Source organism: Microvirga sp. HBU67558 (genome assembly GCF_018069605.1).
Classification (GTDB): domain Bacteria; phylum Pseudomonadota; class Alphaproteobacteria; order Rhizobiales; family Beijerinckiaceae; genus Microvirga; species Microvirga terrae.
This window is the reverse complement of sequence record NZ_JAGPUP010000197.1, coordinates 1-456: the sequence shown is the minus strand read 5'-3', so window position 1 is coordinate 456 and position 456 is coordinate 1. Positions and strand designations below refer to the sequence as shown.

The following is a 456-nucleotide window of genomic DNA, read 5'->3' as shown; positions in this document are numbered from 1 at the left end:
TGGACGGAAAGGGCTTCATCCGCACCGGCCCCGACGTTGGCCAGGATCGCCATCTGCTGGAAACCAGTCTGAGAGGTATCTTCGCCATTGGCGACGTGCGCGCGGGCTCGGTCAAGCGGGTGGCGGCCGCCGTTGGCGAAGGCGCTCAGGTCGTAGCGGCCTTGCATGCGTACCTGACGCAGGGCGGTCGGCACCGGAGTGTTCCTCAAGCGATGAGGATGACCTGATGAGTCTACGATGCAGCCACGCCGCGAGCATCCGGGATGTCGAACCGAGCGCACTCGGGTGCGAGGAGTGCCTGAAGAGCGGCTCACCTTGGGTGCATCTGCGCCTGTGCCGGACATGCGGCCATGTCGGCTGTTGCGACGACTCGCCCAATCGTCACGCGACGAGGCATTTCGAGGCGACCGGCCACCCCATCATCGAGGGCTACGATCCACCCCAAGGCTGGGGATG

The 456-nt window shown here is 65.6% G+C and carries 1 protein-coding gene and 1 pseudogene; both read left to right on the top strand.

Features of this window, described 5'->3' with window-relative positions; genetic code table 11:
• Positions 1-227: pseudogene (locus tag KBI52_RS32445) on the top strand (thioredoxin reductase); the annotation flags it as partial.
• Positions 227-456: UBP-type zinc finger domain-containing protein (locus KBI52_RS00810; RefSeq protein ID WP_210804783.1), on the top strand; the 230-nt coding region annotated here is incomplete at its 3' end. The pseudogene KBI52_RS32445 and the gene KBI52_RS00810, both read left to right, overlap by 1 nt.